Origin of the sequence: Pseudoalteromonas sp. 2CM41L, assembly GCF_023161905.1 — a bacterium.
Lineage (GTDB): Bacteria > Pseudomonadota > Gammaproteobacteria > Enterobacterales > Alteromonadaceae > Pseudoalteromonas > Pseudoalteromonas atlantica.
Map to the genome: position 1 here is coordinate 1 of NZ_JALNTN010000005.1, position 22,619 is coordinate 22,619.

Annotated in this window: 19 protein-coding genes; 15 read left to right on the forward strand and 4 right to left on the reverse strand. The window is 41.3% G+C overall.

What is annotated here, in order from left to right:
• Positions 1-572 precede the first annotated feature (572 nt).
• The 5 genes from MTF64_RS08395 (at position 573) to ihfA (ending at position 6,106) form a co-directional block, all read left to right on the forward strand.
• Positions 573-1,628 (forward strand): DUF2066 domain-containing protein, encoded by a 1,056-nt coding sequence (locus MTF64_RS08395; protein WP_024032198.1) that lies wholly within the window; start codon positions 573-575, stop codon positions 1,626-1,628.
• Positions 1,628-2,338, forward strand: a complete 711-nt coding sequence (gene hda, locus MTF64_RS08400) for a DnaA regulatory inactivator Hda (RefSeq protein WP_004587231.1) — start codon at positions 1,628-1,630, stop codon at positions 2,336-2,338. Before MTF64_RS08395 ends, hda begins: the two co-directional genes overlap by 1 nt.
• Positions 2,339-2,420: 82 nt before the next feature.
• On the forward strand, positions 2,421-3,401 hold the full coding sequence (gene pheS / locus MTF64_RS08405; protein WP_004587232.1) for a phenylalanine--tRNA ligase subunit alpha: 981 nt from the start codon (positions 2,421-2,423) through the stop codon (positions 3,399-3,401).
• A gap of 15 nt (positions 3,402-3,416) precedes the next feature.
• Positions 3,417-5,804, forward strand: a complete 2,388-nt coding sequence (gene pheT, locus MTF64_RS08410) for a phenylalanine--tRNA ligase subunit beta (protein ID WP_248451111.1) — start codon at positions 3,417-3,419, stop codon at positions 5,802-5,804.
• A gap of 2 nt (positions 5,805-5,806) precedes the next feature.
• Positions 5,807-6,106 carry an integration host factor subunit alpha gene (gene ihfA / locus MTF64_RS08415; protein ID WP_002960690.1) on the forward strand — a complete coding sequence of 100 codons (300 nt, stop codon included), beginning with the start codon at positions 5,807-5,809 and terminating at the stop codon, positions 6,104-6,106.
• An 88-nt stretch (positions 6,107-6,194) separates the two neighbouring features.
• Here the strand turns inward: ihfA and MTF64_RS08420 are convergent, their stop codons facing one another.
• Complete coding sequence (locus tag MTF64_RS08420) at positions 6,195-6,995, reverse strand: DUF2989 domain-containing protein (RefSeq protein ID WP_004587234.1); 801 nt, start codon at positions 6,993-6,995, stop codon at positions 6,195-6,197.
• Between the two features lie 174 nt (positions 6,996-7,169).
• Here MTF64_RS08420 and MTF64_RS08425 point away from each other — a divergent pair, with 174 nt between their 5' ends.
• From MTF64_RS08425 to ccoG, 10 genes are all read left to right on the forward strand, one after another.
• Positions 7,170-8,612, forward strand: coding sequence for a glyceraldehyde-3-phosphate dehydrogenase (locus MTF64_RS08425; protein ID WP_004587235.1), 1,443 nt, complete (start codon positions 7,170-7,172; stop codon positions 8,610-8,612).
• A gap of 317 nt (positions 8,613-8,929) precedes the next feature.
• Positions 8,930-10,057, forward strand: coding sequence for a M14-type cytosolic carboxypeptidase (locus MTF64_RS08430; RefSeq protein ID WP_248451112.1), 1,128 nt, complete (start codon positions 8,930-8,932; stop codon positions 10,055-10,057).
• A 158-nt stretch (positions 10,058-10,215) separates the two neighbouring features.
• The gene (locus tag MTF64_RS08435; protein ID WP_004587237.1) at positions 10,216-11,883 is read left to right on the forward strand and encodes an AGCS family amino acid carrier protein; all 1,668 of its coding nucleotides are present in this window, start codon (positions 10,216-10,218) and stop codon (positions 11,881-11,883) included.
• Between the two features lie 59 nt (positions 11,884-11,942).
• On the forward strand, positions 11,943-12,269 hold the full coding sequence (locus tag MTF64_RS08440; protein ID WP_004587238.1) for a hypothetical protein: 327 nt from the start codon (positions 11,943-11,945) through the stop codon (positions 12,267-12,269).
• A gap of 1 nt (position 12,270) precedes the next feature.
• Positions 12,271-12,552: a DUF1315 family protein gene (locus MTF64_RS08445; protein ID WP_004587239.1), complete on the forward strand. Its 282-nt coding sequence runs from the start codon at positions 12,271-12,273 to the stop codon at positions 12,550-12,552.
• Positions 12,542-15,223, forward strand: a complete 2,682-nt coding sequence (locus tag MTF64_RS08450) for a DUF349 domain-containing protein (protein WP_248451113.1) — start codon at positions 12,542-12,544, stop codon at positions 15,221-15,223. The genes MTF64_RS08445 and MTF64_RS08450 overlap by 11 nt, the downstream gene beginning before the upstream one ends.
• 93 nt (positions 15,224-15,316) lie before the next feature.
• Positions 15,317-15,874 carry a DUF1439 domain-containing protein gene (locus MTF64_RS08455; protein WP_248451114.1) on the forward strand — a complete coding sequence of 186 codons (558 nt, stop codon included), beginning with the start codon at positions 15,317-15,319 and terminating at the stop codon, positions 15,872-15,874.
• Positions 15,875-15,989: 115 nt separating this feature from the next.
• Positions 15,990-17,309, forward strand: a complete 1,320-nt coding sequence (locus tag MTF64_RS08460) for an AarF/ABC1/UbiB kinase family protein (protein WP_248451115.1) — start codon at positions 15,990-15,992, stop codon at positions 17,307-17,309.
• Between the two features lie 57 nt (positions 17,310-17,366).
• Positions 17,367-18,785, forward strand: coding sequence for a sigma 54-interacting transcriptional regulator (locus tag MTF64_RS08465; protein ID WP_248451116.1), 1,419 nt, complete (start codon positions 17,367-17,369; stop codon positions 18,783-18,785).
• Positions 18,786-18,929: 144 nt separating this feature from the next.
• Positions 18,930-20,312, forward strand: a complete 1,383-nt coding sequence (gene ccoG / locus MTF64_RS08470; protein WP_121637276.1) for a cytochrome c oxidase accessory protein CcoG — start codon at positions 18,930-18,932, stop codon at positions 20,310-20,312.
• A gap of 18 nt (positions 20,313-20,330) precedes the next feature.
• Here ccoG and MTF64_RS08475 read toward each other — a convergent pair whose 3' ends face one another.
• The 3 genes from MTF64_RS08475 to MTF64_RS08485 form a co-directional block, all read right to left on the reverse strand.
• Entirely contained in the window at positions 20,331-20,741 is a 411-nt protein-coding gene (locus tag MTF64_RS08475; RefSeq protein WP_064386531.1) for a hypothetical protein, read from the reverse strand.
• 251 nt (positions 20,742-20,992) lie between these two features.
• Complete coding sequence (locus MTF64_RS08480) at positions 20,993-21,907, reverse strand: M14 family metallocarboxypeptidase (RefSeq protein WP_248451117.1); 915 nt, start codon at positions 21,905-21,907, stop codon at positions 20,993-20,995.
• 64 nt (positions 21,908-21,971) lie between these two features.
• Positions 21,972-22,556, reverse strand: coding sequence for a hypothetical protein (locus MTF64_RS08485; RefSeq protein ID WP_024032189.1), 585 nt, complete (start codon positions 22,554-22,556; stop codon positions 21,972-21,974).
• Positions 22,557-22,619 lie beyond the last annotated feature (63 nt).

A 22,619-nucleotide genomic window follows, 5' to 3' on the forward strand; every position in this document is an offset into this window, starting at 1 on the left:
CCGAACTCAGTAGTGAAACGAAACAGCGCCGATGATAGTGTAGCATTTGCTATGTGAAAGTAGGACATTGCCAGGCTTCAAATAAGAGAAACCCGTTACAGCGATGTAACGGGTTTTTTGTTGTCTGGGATTTAATAAATAGCCGAACTCAGTAGAAAAACGAAACAGCTCGAGGGCGAGCCCTACGAAAGGCCGACCCGACACAATGATAATGTAGCATTTGCTATGTGACTGTCTAGCGCTGTGGGCACTACGACATCACCAAACTTCAAATACAAGAAAGCCCGACTCGAAAGAGCCGGGCTTTTTTACGTCCGCAGAAAAGTGAAATACATGTCTTTACGTAATATCACCACCTCCGTAGCGTGGGTTGAGTATCACGAAACCCGCGGATAAGGCTCGCCTCAGCAATCACAACCCATTTTACATATAGCTAAGTAGCTGTTTGTTTCTGTTTTAAGCTTTAAGATAAACAATATTTATTCAACATAGCTAGATTACAAATATAATTTTGCTTTGTTACTGGCTTTGATTTAGGATCAAAATAGTTTAAAACCAAGAACTAATAGCCAGTGTATAGATTATTAATTAGTGCCATATCATTTATATTTTGTTTCTCTGTGTCGGCAGTTGAAGTAACTGATCTGTATCAAGATATATTAAAAGTCGATGATAAAAGTCGAGACACGCGTTTAGCCGCTAGCCGCAAAGCATTACTCAATGTTTTAGTAAAGGTAAGCGGGGATGAATCTGCTGATCAAAATAAGCTTGCTCAACAACGCACCAAAAACATTTCAGATTACATGCTCAAGTTTGAATACGACGAAAAAGCAAATGGACAGCTTAATCTAGTTGTTAAATTTGAAGCGCGTAAAATAAATGAATTAATTAAAGAATTAAATTTACCTCTTTGGGGCGTCCAGCGCCCATTAGTTGCTATTTGGTTAGGTATTGAAGATAACTGGCGTAGAGAGCTTGTTACACAAGAAAGCTATCCTCAGTTAGAGCAGCTTATATATGACAAAGCGGGTCGACGTGGTTTACCCGTTGTAGTGCCACTATTAGATTTACAAGACAGACGTTTGGTTGGCATTCCTGAAGTATGGGGTAATTTTTCAGAGCCTGTTGAAGAGGCGTCGCGCCGTTATAGTGCAGAGCGAAGCATTACAGCAAGAATGTATCAAGAACCCGACAGTGAAACCTGGATTTTAGACTGGCGTTTTACTAATGACGATTTATTTGATTCAAACCGCCTTGAAGGTGATAAACAACAAATAGTAGGCCAGATGATAGACAGCTTAGCGTTGGGATTAGCCAATGAATACGCTATCGACCCTAACGCGTATTATGAACAGGCTGCGGCTACGCTCACCTTAAAAGGCACTCAAAGCTTTGTCGATATTGAACTTGCAAAGCGTCGTCTACAAAGTTTGAGTGTAGTGACGCAAGCAACAATAATGCGCAAAACCCCAGAATTTGTTGAGTTTAAGCTTAACCACACCGGCAGTGTGGGCGATCTTAAAAAAGGCCTTGGCCTTGATAGTGCCTTTAGAGATTATGTTGACCCTCGCGCATTTTACCATGTTGTAGACAAAAACAGTCTTGAGTATCAGTGGGTCGGTGAGTAATGCTAAGTGCTGAGCCAATGCAAATGGCACTACCAGTCACCTTACCTGACGATGAAACATTTGCTTCTTATTTTGGTGGGGAAGACTCTTTAGAGGTAAACCACCTTAAAGCGAGCTTTTCAAAGCTTGCCAACAAATTTCAGTACACTTATTTGTGCGGCTTAGGCGATTCTGGTAAATCCCACTTATTGTACGCAACCTGCATACAAGCCCAAGAGCGTGGTTTGTCAAACATGCTGTTGTCTATGCGTGAAGTTATCGACTTTGGCCCTATGGTGTTAGATGGTTTAGAAGCACTTGACGTATTATGTATTGATGATGTGCACTTAGTCGCTGGCAATGACGCATGGGAAAAAGCCCTTTTTAACTTTTTTAATCGCTTTAACGAGCCCGGAAAAATGTTAGTGGTTACGGCCGATTTGCTCCCTGACATGCTTAATATCACCTTGCCCGACTTAGAGTCTCGGCTAAAGTGGGGGACCACCTTTCAAATTCGATCAATGAGTGATGATGATAAAGCACAAGCACTGGTTAAGCGAGCGCATATGCGTGGGCTTGAACTAAGCGATGAATGCGCGCGCTTTTTATTGACTCGCTTGAGTCGTGATATGCGTGCTTTATTAGACGTATTAGACAAATTAGATCACGCATCAATGGCCGCTCAACGAAAATTAACAATTCCCTTCATAAAATCAACGTTAAAGCTGTAGTAGGTCTAGAATCTAGACCCTGCTTTCAGTTATCATTAGTCAACAAAATTGTAATCACCTTCTGTGAAAGATCAGGTATCGAATGAACTTAGAAAATATTTTAGCGCAAGCACTTGAGGCAGTTGCCAGTGCCAGTGAAATCGCGCAACTAGAAGAGATCAGGGTTAATTACCTTGGTAAAAAAGGCGAAATCACAAGCTTACTTAAAACACTGGGTAAAATTGCTCCTGAAGAACGCAAAGAAGCAGGCCAAGTAATTAACCAAGCTAAGCAAGATGTACAAGCTGCCATTAACGAAAAGCGTGAGCTTTTAGCAAGTAAAGCGCTTGAAGAAAAGCTAGCAGCTGAAACAATTGATGTAACTTTACCAGGGCGCGTAATGCCTACGGGTGGCCTTCATCCGGTAACACGCACAATCGAGCGTATAGAAAGCTTTTTTGGCGAGCTAGGTTTTGAAGTTAAATCAGGCCCAGAAGTAGAAGATGATTTTCATAACTTTGATGCGCTAAATATTCCTGAGCATCACCCAGCGCGTGCTGATCACGATACCTTTTATTTTAATCCTAAGTTAGTACTGCGCACCCAAACAAGTGGTGTGCAAATTCGTACTATGGAAACAGAGCAACCGCCACTGCGAATTATTTCGCCAGGTCGAGTATATCGTAACGACTACGACCAAACGCATACTCCGATGTTTCATCAGGTAGAAGGTTTAATGGTTGATACTGATGTAAGCTTCACAGAGCTTAAGGGTATTTTACACGACTTCTTACGTAACTTTTTTGAAGAAGACATGGAAATTCGTTTCCGTCCTTCATTCTTCCCATTTACAGAGCCTTCAGCTGAAGTAGATGTTATGGGTAAAGACGGTAAATGGCTTGAAGTATTAGGTTGTGGCATGGTTCACCCTAACGTACTTAAGTCAGTAGGTATTGACCCAGAAAAATACACTGGTTTTGCTTTTGGTATGGGCGTAGAGCGCTTAACCATGCTGCGCTATGGCGTAAACGACTTACGTGCATTTTTTGAAAATGACTTAAAATTCCTAAACCAGTTCCGTTAAGAGTGAAAATATAAAATGAAATTTAGTGAAAAGTGGTTAAGAGAGTGGGTAAATCCTGCTATTGATACGCAAGCTCTTTCGGAACAGCTTTCTATGGCTGGCCTTGAGGTTGACGCAGTTGAGAGCGCGGCAGCGGATTTTAACGGCGTAGTGGTTGGTGAAGTGGTTGAGTGCGCACAGCACCCAGATGCAGATAAACTTCGCGTTACTAAAATCAATGTAGGTGGCGATGAGCTACTTGATATTGTGTGTGGTGCGCCAAATTGTCGCCAAGGCATTAAAGTCGCTGTTGCAACAGTGGGCGCTGTTTTACCGGGCGACTTTAAAATTAAAAAAGCCAAATTACGCGGTCAGCCATCACACGGTATGCTGTGTGCTTTTGTTGAGCTAGGTATTAGCGAAGAAGGCGACGGCATCATGGAATTGCCAAGCGATGCGCCAATTGGTAAAGACCTGCGCGAATACTTAGGCCTTGATGACAACATAATTGATGTGGATTTAACGCCAAACCGTGGTGATTGCTTGGGTATAAAAGGCCTTGCACGCGAAGTAGGTGTATTAAACAGCGTTGATGTAAACGAGCTACAAATTCCAGCTGTTAGCGGCACTATTGACGATGAAGTATCTATTGAACTTGTCAATTCTGACGCGTGTCCGCGTTACTTAGGCCGTGTAATCAAAGGCATTAGCCTTGATGCAGAAACACCGCTTTGGATGGTTGAAAAGCTTCGCCGTAGTGGTATTCGCTCAATTGACCCTGTTGTTGATGTTACTAACTATGTATTACTAGAACTTGGCCACCCAATGCATGCATTTGATTTAAAAGCAATTGAAGGCGGCATTAAGGTTCGCAGTGCCAATGCAGGCGAAGAGTTAGTATTGCTTGATGGCAATACTGCAAAACTGAACGAATCAACACTTGTGATAGCCGATCATAATAAAGCCCTTGCGATTGCCGGTATTTTTGGCGGTGAGCAATCAGGTGTAACAGAAAAAACGTCTGATATTTTATTAGAAAGCGCGTTTTTTAACCCAGTCGCAATTGCAGGTCAAGCCCGTAGTTACGGCTTACATACCGATGCATCACACCGCTATGAGCGTGGCGTAGATTTTACCCTGCAACACGATGCAATGGAGCGCGCAACCGCTTTATTACTTGATATTGTTGGCGGTGAAGCAGGCCCTGTTGTAGAAGCTGTGGCTGCTGAAAAACTGCCAAAAGTGACAGAAGTACGCCTACGTCGTGTGCGTTTAGACCGTGTAATTGGTCATCATATTGACGATGCGAAAGTGACTGATATTCTGACTCGTTTAGGGTTAGACGTTAAGTTTGAAAACGACAGCTGGAGCGCTGATATTCCAAGCTACCGCTTCGATATTCGTATTGAAGAAGACTTAATTGAAGAAGTTGCTCGTGTTTATGGTTACAACAGTATTCCAAATGTTGCGCCAACCGCAAAGTTAAAAATGACTACACATGACGAGTCAACAATTGCGCTAAGTAAGTTTCGAAATACGTTAGTGACACGTGGCTACCAAGAAGCAATTACGTACAGCTTTGTAGACCCTAAAGCACAAGCTATTATACACCCACAAAGTAATCCGCTTATACTGCCGCACCCAATTTCAATTGAAATGTCGGCTATGCGTGTAAGCTTAATGCCAGGGCTTTTAGCATCGGTTGCGTATAATCAAAACCGTCAACAACCACGTATTCGTTTATTTGAGCATGGTCTTAAATTTATCAGCGACGACAGCGCAGAAAATGGCCTGCAGCAAGTCCCTGTCATTGGCGGTGTGATCACTGGCCTTGCACACGGCGAGCATTGGGTTGAGCAAAAACGCAACGTTGATTTTTACGACTTAAAAGGTGATGTTGAAGCCTTATTAGCAATCACCAACGATACAAGCCGTTTTGAAATTAAAGCAGAGCAGTCAGACGGTTTACACCCAGGCCAATCAGCAGTTATTTATGTTGAAGGTAAAAAGGTAGGATTTTTTGGTGCTCTTCATCCTCAAGTGCAAAAATCGTTAGATATCAATAACGCAACTTTTGTATTTGAAATAGAAATGTCTGCAATAGAAAAAAGAAATTTACCGCAAGCTGTAGGGGTTTCAAAATTCCCTTCAAATCGCCGCGACATCGCGATTTTAGTGGCTGACAGCGTTAATTCAGGTGATATTTTAAGCACAATAGAAAAAGTTGGCGGAAATCAATTGGTTGACCTAAACTTATTCGATGTGTATAAGGGCAAAGGTATTGAGCCAAATTATAAGAGTTTGGCGATTGCTCTAACACTGCAGGCGGTTGATAGAACACTCGAAGAGAAAGATATCAATCTGGTAGTTGATAACGTGGTGGCCACATTGGCCGAAAAGTTTAATGCATCGTTGAGGGACTAGATATGGCGCTTACTAAAGCCGACATAGCTGAACACCTATTTGAAAAGCTCGGGATCAATAAAAAAGATGCCAAAGATTTAGTTGAAGCGTTTTTTGAAGAAATCCGCTCAGCGCTTGAAAAAGGCGAGCAGGTTAAGCTCTCTGGATTTGGTAACTTTGATCTTCGTGATAAAAAAGAAAGACCAGGCCGTAACCCGAAAACAGGAGAAGACATTCCTATTTCGGCGCGCCGCGTGGTGACCTTTAGACCAGGTCAAAAGCTTAAAACCCGTGTAGAAGTGGGCACAAGCAAAGCAAAATAAAAAAGGGCAGCGTAAGCTGCCTTTTTTATTTAAAAAACCATCTGGCATCATGTTTTAAAACACATTAAATGCCAGGGGTTTTGCTTACCTAAAATTCTCGCGGCGATACAAACTCACCGTTTTGTATTTGTTCATACGTTTGTTGAGCAAGGGCATCGAGCGCATCTAAATTTTTACCATCGCTCATCAGTTGGTGCTCAATGGGTAGTAAATCTATATTCTCAATGCCAGCGCTTTGCGCCACTTTCGAAAAAATGTAAGCGTGCTTATATTTATCATGTTTATAAAATAAGCTGATTAACGAGGTATACACTTCAGGATTTGGCTGTTGGCCTTGTTTATTTAGCTCAAGCGTTTTATATAGCAAATCAATTGTTTTTTCATCGTCAAACTTAATGTAATAAGAGGCTAGATAAAACTGCATTTCTGCACTGTTGGTTACGCTTTCATCATTTTCCATTGCAAGTAAACGAGTCAGCGCACTTTGCTCATTGTTACGTGACCAATGATAGTAAAGCAAACCTGGGTGGTTAGTGTTTTTTGTGTCTTGATAAAGTCGCGTCATCTCTTTAATGCTAGTAAGCTGACCTTCAATACGCGATGTTGTTTTAGACTTTAGTTTAATATGTTCTATTTTTGCGGCTAAAGTAATACATTGATTATACGACTCAAATCCCTTAAGCAATTGGTATTTGTTTTCATCTGTGGGTTTTTTATATTCTATATAGCGTTTTAAAATAACCTCAGAGCGCTCATTTTTACAATGGCTATCTTTATTTAAATCACTACAAAAGCCAGGTGTTTCTTTACATACCTGAGCGAGAGTCAGTGGTTCTTCGCATCCTGTTAACGCTAGCATTGTTAGTATTGCGCTTGCTCTTAAAACCATCCCTTAACCTCAAATGAATATATACATTACTATTCTAGCGCAATCATTTGTGCGCTAACAGTAGAGAATAACTTTAGATTAACTTAGAATAGCCCTGCCTGAAGTGCATTACTCTCAAAATCTAATGCATTTTTAAAGGCTATCCGTTCAAAATGATTAAATTAGGTAAATAAAATGACCTCATCTCACGAATTAGAATATACAAATAGTTGGCAAGAACGCCAAGATTACGCTGAAAGCATGCAACCTATCATTGGTAAGCTTTATCGTAACCGTGGTATAGAAATTGCTGTATATGGCCGTCCTCTCGTTAATGCCAGTACTATCGATATTATCAAATCACACAAAACTGTAGCGCAATTTGAAGGCACTAAATTACGTTTACGCGAAAGCTTTCCGTTTTTAGAAGCCATTAGTAAAATGGAGCTAAACTCAGCACGTATTGATATTGGTAAACTTGCTTATAGCTATTTGTACAGCGATGCTGCTAATGGCCGCACAGTTGATGAATTTGTTAAAGACGAATTAGCCGAAATTGCAGACTCACCAGCCAAAGAGCCGCGGGATGTTGTATTGTATGGCTTTGGTCGTATAGGGCGTTTGTTAGCACGTTTACTAATCGAAAAATCAGGCCCTTATGCCGACTTACGTTTACGCGCAATTGTGGTGCGTGGCGGTAAAGAAGGCGACCTTGAGAAACGTGCAAGCTTACTGCGTCGCGATTCAATTCATGGTCCATTTAATGGCTCAATCACAATTGACACGCAGCGTAATGCAATTAAAGCGAATGGCAGCTACATCCAAGTGATTTATGCTAACTCGCCAAGTGAAGTTGATTACACCGCTTACGGTATCGAAAATGCACTCGTAGTGGATAACACTGGTATTTGGAAAGACGAAGCAGGCCTTGGTCAGCACTTAGAGTCTAAAGGGGCTGCAAAAGTACTATTAACAGCACCGGCTAAAGGCAACATTAAAAACATTGTTTATGGTGTAAATAACCAAGACATTAAGCCTGAAGATAAAATCGTGTGTGCAGCAAGCTGTACCACCAATGCGATTACGCCAACCCTTAAAGCATTAAACGATAAGTTTGGTATTAATAACGGCCACGTAGAAACCGTACACTCTTACACAAACGATCAAAACCTTATTGATAACTACCACAAAGCAGAGCGTCGTGGACGTGCTGCTGCACTTAATATGGTAATTACCGAGACAGGCGCAGCTAAAGCGGTATCTAAAGCGCTTCCTGAGCTTGAAGGTAAGCTAACAGGTAATGCGATTCGTGTGCCTACACCTAATGTGTCGCTTGCTATATTAAACTTAAACCTTAATAGCAGCACCTCTGTTGAAGAGCTAAATGCGTTTTTACGCGAAACAGCACTGCATTCAGAACTGCGTGACCAAATTGATTACACCGCATCAACCGAAATCGTATCTACCGATTTAGTCGGTAGCCGCTACGCAGGTGTTGTAGACTCGCAAGCAACAATTGTTGAAGGTAACCGCGTTGTTTTATACGTATGGTACGACAATGAATTTGGCTACAGCTGCCAAGTAGTTCGTTGTATGCGTGATATGGCTGAAGTTGCTTTCCCAAGCTTACCTCGCTAATTTAAACGCAATTATACTAAGCCAGCTTTTTTGCTGGCTTTTTTAGTCGCGTTATATTTTTAAAGTGTACCCTGTGTGGTAGGCTTTAATTATTGAAATGCTTATTTGATTTCATTCAATAATGCATTTTACTATTTAACCTGCAATCTGCTTGAGATAGTTTAATTATCCACAGTACAGGTTTTTAAATAGTGTCAGTTCTGCACTTTTAGGCCGCTCTTTTTTGTAATTTAGTGACCAAAAATAGAGTCAATTTAATCCAAAATATCAACGTGCCTAACAAAGCAGATAAACTTATTCTACCTTAAGGTTTTTTCATGAAAATCAGCAGCAATTTTGATAGTGGTAACATAAAGGTTATCGAAGCCAACGATCCGTTAAATATTCAATTAGAGATAAACAACGATCACCAGTCTGAATTTTACCAGTGGTTTCACTTTCGTCTAGAAACAACGCCTTATCAACTGCATAAGTTAAACATTAATAATTTAGAAAATTCTGCCTACCCAGATGGATGGGAAGGCTACCAAGCTGTTGCCTCATACGACCGTCAAACATGGTTCCGTGTGCCTTCAAATTACGAAAATGGCACGCTTACCTTTGAACTAGAGCCTGAATGCCCCAGTGTATATTTTGCTTACTTTGCGCCATATAGCTACGACCGTCATTTAGATTTATTAGCCTGGGCGCAAAGCGAAGAGCTTTGCCAATTACAAACATTAGGTGAAACACTTGATGGCCGTGATATGAGCGTGCTTAAAATTGGTCAGCCTAGTGAAGATAAAAAAACAATCTGGATCACAGCGCGCCAACACCCAGGCGAAACTATGGCAGAATGGTTTGTAGAAGGGCTATTACACAAACTACTAGATGATGAAGACCCGCATGCCGCTGCTCTTTTATCAAAAGCTGTATTTTATGTAGTACCAAACATGAACCCAGATGGCAGCGTACGTGGTCACCTTCGTACTAACGCAAAAGGCGTTAACTTAAACCGTGAATGGCAAACGCCTAGCATGGAAAATAGCCCAGAAGTGTATTTAGTATTGAATAAAATGCGCGAAACTGGCCTCGATATGCATTTAGATATACACGGTGATGAAGCTATTCCTTATAACTTTGTGGCGGGCAGTGAAGGTATTCCAAGCTACGATGACCGCTTAAAAAACTTAGAAGATAGCTTTAAAGCAGCGCTGCTTACTATAACGCCAGAGTTTCAAGATGAGCACGGTTACGATAAAGACGAGCCGGGCAAAGCTAATTTAACAGTTGGCTCATCTGCAACGGCAGAGGAATTTAAAGCACTTACTTACACAATTGAGATGCCTTTTAAAGACAATAACGACTTACCAGACCCAGATTACGGCTGGTCAGACCGCCGCTCGTATCAATTTGGTCAAGATACTTTAGCGGCAATCGTAAATGTCGTTGATAAATTAAGATAAATTAGTATAAGGTAAGGGCAACATTAAAATGTTGCCCTTTTTTATTACAAAATTAACAAATAATAAAAGTGCGCAATAGCTTAGTTATCGTATTACCTAGCTCTGAGTAAGTAATAAACAATCAACAGTCTCAAATAAAATAATAAGAGGTATTTAGCGTGGATGCATTCGGACAACTTTTAGATAGCCTAGATGGCATGTTAGGGGGCGCAGTTTGGTTTCCCTACGTGCTGCTAGGAGTCGGTCTATTTTTTACTATTTATTTAAAGTTCCCACAAATTCGTTATTTCAAACATGCGTGTAAAGTAGTTACAGGCAAATTTGATAAAAAAGGCACCGAGGGTGACACAACACATTTTCAAGCACTGGCTACTGCGCTCTCTGGTACGGTAGGTACAGGTAACATTGGTGGGGTAGCCTTGGCTATTTCTATTGGTGGCCCCGCGGCATTATTTTGGATGTGGATGACGGCATTTTTTGGTATGACCACCAAATTTGTAGAAGTTACGCTTTCGCATAAATACCGCGAAAAAACCCAAGATGGCACCATGGCGGGTGGCCCTATGTATTACATGGATAAACGCCTAAACATGAAGTGGCTTGCTATTTTATTTGCTGTTGCCACTGTAATTAGCTCTTTTGGTACGGGCAGTTTGCCACAAATTAACAACATAGCGCAGGGTATGGAAGCCACATTTGGTTTTGCACCTATGGCAACCGGTGCTGTGTTATCTATTTTACTTGCGTTGGTTATTTTAGGTGGTATTCGTCGTATTGCTGCTATTACATCCCGTGTTGTGCCCATTATGGCCGTGATTTATATCATAGGTGCGTTAGGTGTTATTTTTTATAACATTGAAAACATCGGCCCTTCGTTTGCGTCAATATTTGTTGATGCATTTACAGGCTCTGCTGCAGCCGGTGGCTTTTTAGGTGCCTCTTTTGCGTATGCATTTAACAGAGGTGTAAACCGTGGCTTGTTCTCAAATGAGGCCGGTCAAGGTTCTGCACCCATTGCCCACGCATCGGCAAAAGCGGATGAACCTGTGTCTGAAGGCATGGTGTCAATTTTAGAGCCGTTTATCGATACCATTATTATTTGTACATTAACAGGCTTAGTTATTTTATCGTCGGGTGTGTGGAATGAAAAATTCGAAACACATTTTGAACGATCCTCAATGAGCATTATTAAAGGTGACTACTCAGAAACCAACGAAGCGCAGCGCCAAGAGCTATACAATTACCTAAACGGTAACGATAGCAAGGTAGAGCTATTCAACGGCAACATTGATGTAGTTAATGGCGAGCCAACAAGTAATGGCTTTACCGTATTACATTCACGCTCAATTGGTGAAGACATACGTTTTGGTATTACCGACAAACATAAGTACACAGGGATTGTTGAAGTTAAAAACGGCATGCCAACCGACGACAGCATTAGTTTAATTGGTAAATCGTTAGTGCACTCAGCAGAGCTGACAACCAAAGCGTTTACCCGAGGCTTTTTTGGCGATAGCGGCCAATACATAGTATCGATAGGCTTATTGTTATTCGCGTTTTCTACTGCCATTGCGTGGTCGTACTACGGTGACCGTGCCATGATTTACTTACTTGGTAATCGCTCAGTTATGCCGTATCGCGTATTTTATGTTGCCGCGTTCTTTTGGGCTTCGTTTGCCGATACCACTTTAGTATGGAAATTAGCAGCCGTTGCAATTGTCGTTATGACCTTGCCTAACTTATTTGGCATTATGTTATTGCGCAAAGAAATGAAACAATCCGTAGATGACTACTGGGTTAAATTCAAAAAAGACAACGAGCAATAAAACAAGTACAATAAAAGGCGCCGCAAGGCGCTTTTTTTATGCGTAGTATGGAGAGTAGTATGGCGATTATTCATTGCCCCAAATGTGCAAAATCAATTTCAGATAAACATCAGCAGTGTCCGCATTGCAATAGTAACATTGGCGCGCTTAACTCTGAGCAGGTACAACAGCTTCAGCGCGAACAGCGAATTAAAAAACAGCAAATGTTTATGAACCATTCTTTCTTGGCGCTCATACTATTTTTAGGTGGCTTTTTTTGCTTATACTTTCTACAACCCGCAAAAGAAACCCTGCAATGGTACGCGTATACAGTAGCGATTGGTGTTGGCTGTATTTGGTACTTAGTAAACCGCGTTATTTTAGTGACTCTAAAAAAGAAAAGATGACATGAATATTGACAACCTTGTACAAAATATAACCCCAGAATTATTTGAGCGTTTACAGTACGGTGCTTCAACCGGTAAATGGCCCGATGGCACGCCGCTCTCTGATGAGCAAAAGCAACAAACGGTGCAACTTGTTATGCTTTACCAAGCTAAAATAGCGCAATCAAACGAGCAATTTACCATTGGCGCTAATGGCGAAATGATCCAAAAGACAAAAGCACAACTACAAAAAGAATTTAAATCAGAAAACGAAATAGCTAGGTTTAGTGAACATGATCTTTAAACACCTTTTTACACCTAAGTGGAAACACCCAAAGCAGCAAGTTCGTCTAGACGCAATTGAAAAACTTGATGTAGAGCGCGACGCATCAATTTTAAGCACATTAGCGCTGGAAGATAACTCAGCCGAAATACGCCGCAAAGCATTACAAAAAGTAAATAACTTACCACTGTGGTGGAAAGCCTATAAACAAGATCACGCGCTAAAAGATGTAGCCGAAATACAAATTTCAAACGCAGTGTTAAACAACGAAAGCGCACTGAGCACGCAAATTAAAAGTGAGTATATAGACCGTTTTGCACCGGTTAAAACACTAGAAAAACTCGCCTTTGCAGAGAAAGAACTGCAAGTACGCGTTAAACTTTTAAAGCGCTTAGCTAATCCTAAATTAATTGAAAAAGCGTTTAAAGAGGGCAGCGAAGAGCTTCAAAGCCAACTTGTAGAGCTCGTTATAACGCATCAACTTATTAAGCCATTAGTAAAGCACGCTAAAGGCGATGCTAAGCAGCAGCTTGAGCAACACATTGAAAACGAACGCTTAGCGATTGAAATGCCCGCTCAGGTAGAGAGCGCAACACGCGTTATTTTAGCAAAGCTAAATGCCCTGCGAGATAAAAACGATTACGCCATAGTAAACCCACAAGCCGGCGAATTAATGGCGCAGTGGCAAGCACTTGAACTTAAATGGTTAAGCGAAGAGCACGTTAAAGAGCTAGATAAAAAATACATCAGCATTACTGATAAACTCGATGCGCATATCGCTACGTTAAAAGCTCAGCACGAGCAACAACAGCAGCGTTTAGCCGAGCAACAACGCCAATTATTAGCCCTGGCAACACTTGAGGCATTGAGCGAAGAAATAGAAAACGCGTTGCAATTAGGCTTAGAAACCCCAGAGCAAATTCAGCAAGATTGGTTAGAGGCTAAAGTAGCGCAAGCTAAGCAAACGTTAACCGATGCCCAACACGGCGATAACGCACAAACTAAGCAAGTTATTACAAAGCTTGAAAAACTATTCAATCAGGTGGCTAAACTACCAGAGCTTAGTAGCGCAATTGCACAGTATAAAATTGCTTTTGAACAGCTTAAAGCAATTGAGCCTGCGCAGCAGCTAGCTGATTACGATGATGTTTTAACTCGTTTTAATAACGCATTTAAACAAACTCGTAGCCATTTAAATGTGGTTGATGGAGCATTGCAGCAAAACTTTAAATCGCAATTAAATACGCATAAAAAGCATTTTTTAGCGCAAATGAGTGAGCTGACAAAACCGCTTGAAAAAAACCAAAGCACAGCCAAACGTAAAGCACGCGATGTAAAACGCCTTATTGAGCAAGGCCGCTTTAATGTTGCTTTTGGTGTATTTAAAGGCTTTGAAGAGTTGTTTGATAAGTTAACACCGCAATTTCAGCAGCCACTAGTAAACTTAAAAGCCGATTTAGAAGCACAACTTGCAGAAGCAAAAGATTGGCAAAAATACGCAGCTGCGCCAAAACGCGAAGCCTTACTTGAAGAAGTGGCAGGGTTAGTCGACCAACCGTGTGACGACCCACAACAGCGTGCTGAGCAAGTTAAAGCGTTTCGTAAGCGTTGGAACGAGCTTGGCCGTTTAGATACAGAGCAAGAAAAGCAACAAGGTGAGCAGTTTGATAGCAACATAGAGCTGTTGTTTGCACCGTGTCGTAGTTACTTTGCCGAGCAAGAAGTGGCGCGCGAAGCGGCAAAAGCCCAGCGTGAAGTACTGATAAACGATATGCAAGCACTAAGCGAGCAAGACACCGCTATTGAAAGCTTTGATTGGAAGCAGTTTGAAAGCCAATACAACCGTTTAAATAAAGCGTGGCGTAGCGTGGGTAAAGTTGACCCTAAAACATACCGCGTATTAAACGAAAGCTTTAAAACACAGCAACAGAGCGTACTTGCTATATTAAATGCATACCATAAAGGTAACGCAGCACAAAAAAATGACTTAGTGGAGCGCGCCTCAGCGCTTTCGCAAAGTGAAGATTTAGCTGCAGCATGCCAAGAGTTAAAGCAATTACAACAGCAATGGCAAAGTATAGGTTTTGCAGGTTTAAAAGCCGAAAATGCGCTGTGGCAAAAGTTTCGCCAGTATAACGATGAAACCTTTAGCAAACGTAGCAGTGAGTTTGAGCAGCAAAAGCTGGCTCAAAACGAAACAGATAAACAAGCTGCAATAGAACTGGCTGAGCTAGAAAGTGCCCTTGAGCAAGTTAATCAAAAAGCCCAATTGCACGACCTAGAAACCAAAGTAAAAGGCTACGCACAATATAAATCGCTTGCGTCAAAAGTGGCAGCATTATTAAGTGCTATTGACGAAAAGCTAGCTTTACTTACAAGCCAAGCGCAGCATGCGCAATTTGAAGCGCTGATCACTGCACTTGAAAACAACGATGTAGTGCCGAGCCAATTTCAAGCTCCGTTAGCGACGTCGCTTAGTAGTGAACAGCTTATTACAAGAATGGAAATTCTTGCCAATGTAAGCTCGCAAAATGCAGCGCTTAGAATGGCAGAGCAAGTAGCCATGCTTGATGATAAACACCGTGGTGAGCATGCTGATTTAAACTATTATTTAAAGCAGCTATTAGCGCTCAGTAAGGGTTCAGTTGAGCCTGACACACTAGCTAAAATTAAAACTATTTTTACAGCATAATATGTAATTAACTTGTATTAAATACAGGTATTGCATAATAAAAGCCGCTGTTTAAGCGGCTTTTTTATAATTACAACTAGGATAAAGGTTAGCATGAGAATTTTATTACTGTTTTTAACCACACTATTTTTAAGCGCATGTAATTCTACACAAGGCGTGTCTGTTTACTCATTTACCAGCTCAGAAGTAGAAAGTGTGCTAGGTAAACAGTTGCCTAAGTTAAGCGAAAAGGTGAGCTTAATGGGGCTGCCAGTGCAGTTTGATGTAAACGATTTAAGTGTAAATATTGGTCCAGATAGCCGTGATGTAGTAGTACTTGGTGCAGACTCAAGTGCAGAAATAAATGCATTTGCACTGAAATACCCAGTACGCTTAAAGCTGCAAATTGAAGGTAGCCCGTTTTACGACAGTGAAAAAAAAGCCGTGTTTTTACGCAATGTTAAACTACTAGATTCGAGTGTGGATGCTGGTGGCTTTAAAGGTAATTTAGCGGCGCTTGATAATGAAGCTATGGAAGTAATTAATGCTTTTTTAGCCCTCAACCCTGTTTATACGTTAAATATGGACGACCCTAAAATGATGCTGCTAAGCAAATTACCCCTTGATATGAAAGTGGTTGAAGGGGCAATTAAATTAGTACCGCGCCTTTAATGTACAGCACACTGCTTGCGATAGTTTTATTACCAAAACGTTTGGTTAATTAGATCGAGCCCAGTAAAATATACGTATTAATTAGCCTGTTTCTCAGGCTAATTAGGTTTTTATAATGGCAGCTTCGCGCAGCATACCTACCTCAAGACTCTCTCGATTTGCAAAGCTTGGCTCCTTAGCCGGTGGTGTTGCAACCAACATGCTTATAGATGGCACTAAAAGTGCGCTCTCGGGTAATGGTTGGAATAATAAAGCTTTACTCTTACAACCTAAAAACATAGAAAAACTAGCTGTTCAGCTAGCACACCTTCGTGGTGCTGCCATGAAACTAGGGCAATTACTGTCTATGGATGCTGGCGAGCTATTAAGTCCTGAACTTACTCAATTACTCGCATTGCTTCGCGCTGATGCAAACCCAATGCCGCACAATCAATTAGTTAAGGTACTTAAAAGTGAATGGGGTGAAGAGTGGCTTAATCGTTTTTCGCATATTGAACTTAGGCCATTTGCAGCGGCGTCTATTGGCCAAGTGCACTTAGCTTATCAAGAAAATGGTGAAAAGCTGGCGGTAAAAATTCAATACCCAGGTATAGCGCAAAGTGTACATAGCGATGTAGACAATGTTATTGCACTATTAAACATTGCGCGGTTAATCCCTAAAGAGCTTGATATACAGCCACTCATAAATGAGGCTAAAGCGCAGCTACTTGCCGAGGCTGATTATGAACGCGAGGCACACTACCTTAAAAGATACGGTGAGTTGCTAAGCCAGCACGTTAATTTTAAAGTGCCTAAAGTATATGGTGTTCACAACACTAAACGTATTTTGGCAATGGAGTATGTGCAAGCAACGCCTATAGAAGCGCTTAGCAATTTACCTCAAGGTGAGCAAAATAACATTGCAGCTAGGCTCATAGATTTATTTTTTAAAGAAATGTTTGAGTTTAAGCTAATTCAAACCGATCCTAACTTTGCTAATTTTCATTATCAGACTCAGAGTAAGCAAATTGTGTTATTTGACTTTGGGGCAACCCGAGAGATCTCGAGTAAGTTGAGCAAGGCTTACCTGTCACTATTTATTGCAGGCACTGAAAACAATAGGGCGGGCGTGTTAAGCGCAGCACGAGAAATAGGTTATTTTAAAGATACCCTACTAGATTCTTACAAAAGTCATGTTATTGATTTGTTTCTAATGGCGTGTGAGCCGCTAAGAACCACTGGCGAGTTTGATTTTAAAAACAGTCCCTTAGCAACAAATATTAAAAATGCAGGGCTAGAGCTGAGCGCACAGTCGCAGCAATGGCATACACCGCCCGTTGATGCGTTGTTTATACATCGTAAGCTCGCTGGGCTTTATTTAATTGCGGCAAAGTTAAATGCAAAAATAGATATTAACGCTTTATTTAAGCCTTATATTAAAGGCCACTTTATTTAACTGTTTAGCGCGTCACTTTATGGCATAATAATCGTGATATTTCGCGAGGATGATGCAATGATAAAACAATTTTTAAATGACCCCAAACTTTTACTTAATGCAGTAGGAGAGGGCATTTACGGCTTTGATTTATCGGGCAATGCGGTGTTTGTTAACCCAGCCGCTGAACGTATGACAGGCTGGCAAGCCCAAGAATTGTTGGGCAAAAAAATACACCAGTATCATCATCACAGCCACGCCGACGGCTCTCCTTATCCAGCCGATGAATGCCAAATATATTGCACCATGTTTGATGGCAAACGCCGCGAGGTTAAAAACGAAGTATTTTGGCGCAAAGACGGCACCTCGTTTGCAGTAGAATACACATCAACCCCCGTTTACAGGCAAGGTGAGTTAATTGGTGCGGTCGCGGTATTTCGCGATATATCGGCGCAGCAGCAAACCCAAAACGAACTTAAGCAAGCGCTTGAGCAAGTTAAGCATTTAAGTGAGCAGCTGCAAGATGAAAATAACTACCTAATTGCAGAGCTTAACGAAGACTGGCAAGACTCAGGTTTAGTTGGCCAAAGCCATGTTTTTCAAGCTATGTTGGCGCAAATTAAACTCGTTAGCGAAACCGACAGCACAGTATTAATTTTAGGTGAAAATGGGACTGGCAAAGAGCTGGTGGCGCGTAACTTACACCGGTTAAGTAAACGCAGTAATCAAGCTTTTATAAAAGTGAACTGCGCAGCGTTTACGCCAAGCTTGTTAGAGTCTGAATTATTTGGCCACGAGCGCGGTGCGTTTACCGGTGCAAACGAGCGACGTAAAGGCCGCTTTGAACTGGCCGACAAAGGCACACTGTTTTTAGACGAAGTTGCTGAGCTGCCATTAGAAGCGCAAAGTAAATTGCTACGGGTATTACAAGAGCAAGAGTTTGAACGGGTTGGCGGTAGTACTACGCTTAAGGTAAATATTAGAGTATTGGCAGCAACCAATCGCGACTTATGGCAAATGGTGCAAAAGGGCACCTTTCGAATTGATTTATATTACCGCCTTAATGTGTTTCCTATTAAAGTGCCAGCGCTTAAAGAGCGCAAAGAAGACATTCCTTATTTATGCACCAATTTAATTACTCAACTAAATAAACGCTTAGCAAAGCAAATAAAAGGGGTGAGTAAAAAAGCAATTAGCCAACTACAAGCTTATGATTGGCCTGGTAATATTCGCGAGTTACAAAACGTACTAGAGCGCGAAGCTATTTTAACTAAACATACTGTCCTTAAACTGAGTCAGCCATTGCATGGCGATGCAAGCACAGCTGTAAATACATCACTTACGCTTGCAGAGGCGCAAAAACAGCACATTATTGCGGTGCTTGAATTATCACAGTGGCAAATATCTGGCGATAAAGGCGCTGCTTGCAAATTAGGCCTGCCCGAGAGCACTTTGCGCTCAAAAATGCGCAAACTAGGAATAAGCAAAAATACGTGATATATCGCGCTGTTCGTTAAATATCGCGAGTGAATTTTATTGCTAATTTATAAATATATTTAATATCAATTGCTTGAATAAAGTTTCAGCTTGGTCTGAAAGTTGCAAAAGTAGCATTAATACCGTCACTATTAAGTAGCTACTATGAAGTTTGATATTAAAGAAGAAGATATGATCATCAAGCCCTATAACACACCAGGGCCTATTTATATTCGTGAGCAAAAAGGCTTTTACCAACAAATACGCCGTAACCTTGGTTGGTTACTTATGCTGATGTTTATTGCCATTCCCTGGATTCAATACAAAGGTGAGCAAGCCGTACTGCTTGATGTAGCCACGCAAAAGTTTACTATTTTTGGCTTAACCTTACTGCCGCAAGACTTTATGATTTTAGCGCTGCTATTTATGGTAGGCGCGTTTGCTTTGTTTTTTGTCACGAATTGGCTTGGCCGCGTGTGGTGTGGTTATACCTGCCCCCAAACAATCTGGATGTTAATGTTTAGCTGGGTTGAGCAACGTATAGAAGGTACTCGTAATCAGCGTATAAAGTTAGATAAATCGCCATGGAGTGCATTAAAGTGGCGTAAAAAAATAACAAAACATGCTGCGTGGCTTGTTATATCGCTGCTTACTGCAACGTCGTTTATGGCGTATTTTATACCCGCTAAAAGTTTATACCTTGAAATGTTTACCTTACAGTGGTCGGGCATTACCAGCTTTTGGGTGTTTTTATTTGCATTTTGTACTTATGGAAATGCCGGCTTTTTACGCGAAAAAATGTGTAACGTGGCGTGTCCGTATTCTCGCTTTCAATCGGTGATGTTTGATAAAGATACATTGGTAGTGAGCTACGATGCAAAGCGCGGTGAAAACCGAGGCCCTCGCAAACGCAAAGCTGATCCTAAAGCCCTTAATTTAGGCGACTGCGTTGATTGTAATTTATGTGTAGAGGTATGCCCCGCGGGCATAGATATTCGTAACGGTTTGCAATACGAGTGTATAAATTGTGGCTTATGTATTGATGCCTGTGACGACACTATGGATAAATTTGGCTATCAAAAAGGGTTAATTAAATACGCCAGCGAAAAACAGCTAGAAGGTAAAAAAACCAATCCATTTAGGCTTAAATTAGTGGGGTATGGTGTATTAACAGGAGTATTACTTATTTCTATGATTGCGTGGGTATTGCAACGTACGCCAATAGAGGCATCGGTACTGCGCGACAGAAACGCTTTATACCGTGTAAATTATGAAGGCTTGGTAGAAAACCCATATACACTCACTATTATCAATAAAACCCAGCAGCCATTGCACTACGGCGTAGCCATTGAAGGCCTACCTGTGGCCACACTTAGTGCGCCAAGCTCTATTTTGGTATTGCCAGGAGTGATGAAAAAAATTCCGGTTACAGTCACCGCCGATGGCTACGACATAGCAACAAAAGTGACCCCAGTTAGCTTTGTGATTACCGCTGTAGAAAACCCTGACATAGCGATTACTAAAACAAGTCAGTTTTATAAAAACTAGCAATGGCTTGGGCTAAAGTTAGCTCACGCCATTATTTAATTGCGATGAAATAAAACGTTTTGCAGCATCTAGGTTATCAAATAAACATTGGTTAAAATCTACATCGCGTTTAGCGTTTTGCATTATTCGCTGCATTTGGCTTATAGCAATAGGGGAGGTGAGGACAAATGCACTTATCAAGCAGTTAGTATGCTGCATATGTGTGCTTATGGCGACCATTTCTTGCTCTGCATCGGGCGTAGCTGCAAGTACACACGATGAGTCGCTTATGTAACCCCATTGCTTACCTTCAAATTCAGCCACTTTATCAAAAAGGGCGGTTTTAAAGTTGGCCAATAGCTCTAGGTCTAAATTTCCGCTAAATTGGGCAATAATTATATTGCCCTCAACGGATAAAGTTACCTCGGCATGTTTATTTTTATACTTCATCGTAGGTTCCTAATTTAAATTAGTTTATAACTTATACCAATTTGCTTAATTAAGTTAGCTTTCTTGAGGCTAGAAAAACATGTTGATAGCTTGGCAAAAAATTCGCTATTTAGTTGTTCTAGGTAATTGCTCCTGCATTGCTCTGCCTTCTGCATCCATGCAGTCGTAAATGAGCATTTTGTAACGAAGGTAGCGACACGTTCAACCCCGCAAAATGATTAAGTATTATTGCACATGGGTATTAAAAGCCACTAAAGTGACTTTAAATAATCTAACGCGCCGGTAATAACAGCAACTTGCGCTTGGATACACTGCTCATCTGAGGCAGTTGGGCTATCTGGGTATACTTCGGTTGTCGTTACATAAGGGGCATTGGTAAAGCCCATGCATAAGCCCAATTCGCGTGCGGCGTAATTTATAACGCCAAATTGCTCCTGCGGTACACCAATTAATTGATTGTTTTCGTCACTGGGGGCAATGTGCGTTACCTTCTCAACACTATTTAAAATGGCTTTTTGAAAATCAGGTGCTGGTTTTTTGCTATCAGCCACTAAATAAAAACCATCTGGTATGTTCCAGTTGGTGTTAATTTTACCATCGCGCGCCGCCAAAGCAGGTCTAAATTCACTGTTGTCTGTGTCTGTGGTTTCGTGCAGATCAATATGCGCAACTAACTCAGTGTTAAGCGAGACTACATATTTCATAATAGCTGCAGATTCTTGGGCAGGGCTGTTATCGTAAAAAGAGCGATTTGGATCAATAGCTTCTGGGTTCCAGCGGTTTATGGTTTCAAAACCCCACGGGCTAATACAAGGCGCAATAATAAAGTTAAAACGCGTTGTATAAGGTGCAACAGCGGTTTGAGCAAATGCCAGCGCACCCATAACGCCACTTGTTTCGTAGCCGTGCACACCCCCAGTAATTAACACGGTAGGGCGATCACTTTGCCAATTTTTACTTTTAAATAAATAAAGTGCAAAGCTAAGTGGCGAATAATTTAATTCGCCGTACTGCTCAACATCTAAAAACTCATTAGGCTGGGTAATTTTACTGACTACGAGCTGGTTATAATCGCGCTTTTTTTGTTGAAGTTGTAACCATGCTGCTTTGTCACTGTCGTTCCATGGTTTATTAGGGGTACCAATTGGGTATAAAGTGTCGCTCATTGTGTGCCTTTAACTTGTTGCTTTATAAAGGCGTTAGCTTATCGCTGCAATTAACGGCCTGCAACTAGAAATGCTCAGTTACACCTGCCGTGTTTTCGTACAAGGTGGCGTTTTCACGTTTATGTTTTTCAAATAAATACTCACGTAATGCCTCTTTACCACTTTTGATACTGACAATTTTTGCGGCATAGCCTAAATTAGTTTTACGGACTAAATCTATAAGCAGAGTGACTTTTTTCTTATTGGGTAGTTTAAACGTAATATGTTGCGCGTGGGTAAGGCTATAGCGATGATCGCGCGGCTTTAATAGCACGCCACTGCTTGAGAGCGAAAGCACATAAAAGCGCTCGCTTTGTAAATGCAGGTCTGAATAACGCCAGCTTCTGTCTACACCTTCGGTATCTATTACCTCAGGCGCACTCAGTACGGGGTTTAAGTAGCCGTCATCGTTGAGCTTAAACTCAAGCGGAAACCACAACTGATAATGGCCCACCTCAGCTAGCATGGTTAATTTAGCGTGAGACAACAAACCTTTTAGTGTATCTGGCAAAGCCGTTTTTAAGCTAAGCTGCGAGTTATCGTTTGTATTGTCCTTGTTACTGCCTACAACAGACGAAATAAAACTTAACTCTTCCTTAGTTAAATCCATATTATTTCTCGTTTAATAAAAGCTTCACATTAAACCAATAGTGCAATTTGTTCAATATTCAAA

Coding starts and splice junctions, on each gene's coding strand:
- MTF64_RS08440 (WP_004587238.1), top strand. CDS start 11,943: ATGGCGATTATTCATTGCCCCAAATGTGCAAAATCAATTTCAGATAAA.
- MTF64_RS08430 (WP_248451112.1), top strand. CDS start 8,930: ATGAAAATCAGCAGCAATTTTGATAGTGGTAACATAAAGGTTATCGAA.
- MTF64_RS08445 (WP_004587239.1), top strand. CDS start 12,271: ATGAATATTGACAACCTTGTACAAAATATAACCCCAGAATTATTTGAG.
- MTF64_RS08485 (WP_024032189.1), bottom strand. CDS start 22,556: ATGGATTTAACTAAGGAAGAGTTAAGTTTTATTTCGTCTGTTGTAGGC.
- ihfA (WP_002960690.1), top strand. CDS start 5,807: ATGGCGCTTACTAAAGCCGACATAGCTGAACACCTATTTGAAAAGCTC.
- MTF64_RS08460 (WP_248451115.1), top strand. CDS start 15,990: ATGGCAGCTTCGCGCAGCATACCTACCTCAAGACTCTCTCGATTTGCA.
- MTF64_RS08450 (WP_248451113.1), top strand. CDS start 12,542: ATGATCTTTAAACACCTTTTTACACCTAAGTGGAAACACCCAAAGCAG.
- pheS (WP_004587232.1), top strand. CDS start 2,421: ATGAACTTAGAAAATATTTTAGCGCAAGCACTTGAGGCAGTTGCCAGT.
- MTF64_RS08465 (WP_248451116.1), top strand. CDS start 17,367: ATGATAAAACAATTTTTAAATGACCCCAAACTTTTACTTAATGCAGTA.
- MTF64_RS08425 (WP_004587235.1), top strand. CDS start 7,170: ATGACCTCATCTCACGAATTAGAATATACAAATAGTTGGCAAGAACGC.
- MTF64_RS08455 (WP_248451114.1), top strand. CDS start 15,317: ATGAGAATTTTATTACTGTTTTTAACCACACTATTTTTAAGCGCATGT.
- pheT (WP_248451111.1), top strand. CDS start 3,417: ATGAAATTTAGTGAAAAGTGGTTAAGAGAGTGGGTAAATCCTGCTATT.
- hda (WP_004587231.1), top strand. CDS start 1,628: ATGCTAAGTGCTGAGCCAATGCAAATGGCACTACCAGTCACCTTACCT.
- MTF64_RS08420 (WP_004587234.1), bottom strand. CDS start 6,995: ATGGTTTTAAGAGCAAGCGCAATACTAACAATGCTAGCGTTAACAGGA.
- MTF64_RS08475 (WP_064386531.1), bottom strand. CDS start 20,741: ATGAAGTATAAAAATAAACATGCCGAGGTAACTTTATCCGTTGAGGGC.
- MTF64_RS08480 (WP_248451117.1), bottom strand. CDS start 21,907: ATGAGCGACACTTTATACCCAATTGGTACCCCTAATAAACCATGGAAC.
- ccoG (WP_121637276.1), top strand. CDS start 18,930: ATGAAGTTTGATATTAAAGAAGAAGATATGATCATCAAGCCCTATAAC.